Origin of the sequence: Saccharomonospora saliphila YIM 90502 (genome assembly GCF_000383795.1) — a bacterium.
Lineage (GTDB): Bacteria > Actinomycetota > Actinomycetes > Mycobacteriales > Pseudonocardiaceae > Saccharomonospora > Saccharomonospora saliphila.
In genome coordinates, this window is record NZ_KB912693.1 from 3,994 (window position 1) to 6,426 (window position 2,433).

The 2,433-nt window shown below is 73.2% G+C and carries 3 protein-coding genes; 2 read left to right on the forward strand and 1 reads right to left on the reverse strand.

Annotated elements, in window-relative coordinates:
• Positions 1–51 precede the first annotated feature (51 nt).
• The gene (gene moaA, locus SACSA_RS0114780; protein WP_028661896.1) at positions 52–1,116 is read right to left on the reverse strand and encodes a GTP 3',8-cyclase MoaA; all 1,065 of its coding nucleotides are present in this window, start codon (positions 1,114–1,116) and stop codon (positions 52–54) included.
• A gap of 104 nt (positions 1,117–1,220) precedes the next feature.
• Between moaA and SACSA_RS0114785 the strand changes: the two genes are divergently transcribed.
• Together SACSA_RS0114785 and modA are read left to right on the forward strand one after the other, a co-directional pair.
• On the forward strand, positions 1,221–1,625 hold the full coding sequence (locus SACSA_RS0114785; protein WP_019816671.1) for a TOBE domain-containing protein: 405 nt from the start codon (positions 1,221–1,223) through the stop codon (positions 1,623–1,625).
• A gap of 8 nt (positions 1,626–1,633) precedes the next feature.
• On the forward strand, positions 1,634–2,380 hold the full coding sequence (gene modA, locus SACSA_RS0114790; protein WP_019816672.1) for a molybdate ABC transporter substrate-binding protein: 747 nt from the start codon (positions 1,634–1,636) through the stop codon (positions 2,378–2,380).
• Positions 2,381–2,433 lie beyond the last annotated feature (53 nt).

The window sequence follows — 2,433 nt, forward strand, 5'->3', positions numbered from 1 at the left end:
GTCCGGGCGGGACCGGCCGCGGCGCGGTCGGCTCGGGTGCGGGCACCGGGCTCAACCGCCGATCGCGCTCATCGGCCGGATCGGCTGCGCGAAGCCCGCCTCGTTGATCTCGTGCCCGGCGAGCTTGCCCCACATCGCGTCCCGCCACGTGTCGGCGATCTCCTCGTCGTCGGCGCCCCGGCGCAGAAGCCCGCGCACATCGGTCTCGGTCGTGCTGAACAGGCACGACCGGATCGCGCCGTCGGCGGTGAGGCGTGTGCGCTCGCACGCGGCGCAGAACGGCCGCGTGACCGACGGGATGACGCCCACCTCGTGCGGTCCGCCGTCGACGAGCCAGCGTTCGGCGGGAGCGCCGCCCCGCTCGACGGGGCTCGGGGTGAGCGTGAACTCGGCTCCGAGCAGGTCGAGTATCTCGTCCGCGGTGATCATCTCGGCGCGGTTCCAGCCGTGCTGGGCGTCCAGGGGCATCTGCTCGATGAACCGCAGGTGGTAGTCGTTCTCCAGGGCGAACCGCAGCAGGTCGGTGGCCTCGTGGTCGTTGATGCCCCGCAGCAGCACAGCGTTGATCTTGACGGGGGTGAGGCCCGCCTCGTGTGCGGCGGCCAGCGCGGCGAGCACGTGGCTCAGCCGGTCGCGCCGGGTGATTCGCGCGAACGTCTCGGGATTCACCGAATCGAGGGACACGTTGATCCGGTCGAGCCCGGCCTCGGCGAACGCCGGGGCGCGCCGCGCCAGTCCGATGCCGTTGGTGGTCATGGACAGCCGTGGCCGTGGTCGCAGGGACGTGATCCGGGCCACGAGGTCCTCAAGACGTGGGCGCAGCAGCGGCTCGCCGCCGGTGAGCCGGATGTCGGTCACGCCGAGCAGCCGGACGGCGATGTCCATCAGCCGGATCAGCTCGTCGTCGGTGAGGACATCCTCGCCGGGCATCCAGTCGAGACCCTCGGCGGGCATGCAGTACGTACACCGGAGATTGCACTTGTCGGTCAGCGACACGCGCAGGTCGGTGGCCACCCGCCCGAAGCTGTCGATCAGCGCGGGATCGTCCGGGCGCGGCTGGTCCGGCGCCGTGCGCGTACCGGGCACCCTGGGGATGCCGAGATCTACTCCCGTCACCCCTCCCAGCCTAGTGCGCGAACGGGGCGGACTGTGAGTTCCATCGCGCCACGGACGTCCGCGGCTCTGGCGCGTTCCGCATGTGCGGAGATATTCTCATTCTCATGCCGCAGTTCCGGCTTTCCGAGGCGGCGCGCCTGCTCGATGTCAGCGACGACACGGTGCGCCGGTGGGTGCGGGCGGAGCAGTTGCCCTGCACCGAGGACTCCGCCGGCCGCATGGTCGTCGACGGAGCCGAGCTGGCGGCCTTCGCCCGCCGGGACGCGGGCACCCCCGCGGACCCCACGGGAGTGGCGCGTTCGGCGCGCAACCGTTTCGTCGGCCTGGTCACCGACGTCGTCGCCGACACCGTCATGGCGAAGGTGGAGTTGCAGTGCGGGCCCAACCGGATCGTGTCGCTGATGAGCACGGAGGCGGTCCGGGAACTGGGCCTCGAACCGGGGGTGCTCGCCGTGGCCGTGGTCAAGGCGACGCAGGTCGTCGTGGAAACCCCGGGCGGCCGTTCGTGAGTCCCCGGGTGGCCGGGCCGCTCGCGCTGGCGCTCGTGCTGGTCGCCGCGCTGGTCACGGCGTGCGGCACGGGCACGGGTCGGGAGAAGACCGTGACGGTGTTCGCCGCCGCGTCGCTGACCGACGTGTTCGCCGTGCTCGAACGGCGTTTCGAGGACGCTCACCCCGAGGTGGACGTCCGGCTCAACACGGCGGGTTCGGCCACGCTCGCGCGGCAGGTCGCCGAGGGTGCCCCCGCCGACCTCATCGCCTCCGCCGACCAGCGCACCCTGCGCGAACTCACCGACGAGGGCCTGCTCGCGGGCCCGCCCGAGGTCTTCGCCACCAACACGCTCGCGCTCGCGGTGGCACCCGGCAACCCGCGCGGGATCACGGGATTCGCCGACCTCACCCGGCCCGGCCTGACCGTGGTGGTGTGCGCGCCCACCGTGCCGTGCGGCGCGGCCACGGAGCGGCTGGAGCGTGTCACCGGCCTCACGCCGCGGCCCGCGAGCGAGGAGGGCGACGTGCGGGCGGTGCTCACGAAGGTGGAGGTCGGCTCCGCCGACGCGGGGGTCGTCTACGAAACCGATGTGGCCTCGTCCGAGGAGGTGGACCGGGTGCCGCTGCCCGAGGCGCGGGCGCGACCCAACCGCTATCCCGTGGCGGTCACCGCCGACGCCGCCGAGCCGGAGGCGGCGCGCGCGTTCCGGGACCTCCTGCTCGGTCCCGAGGGGGAGCGGGTGCTGACGGAGGCCGGTTTTGGCCGCCCCTGACCGTTTCCGGCGGGCACGGCGGTTCCGGCCCGGGCACCCCGGACGGGAGCCCG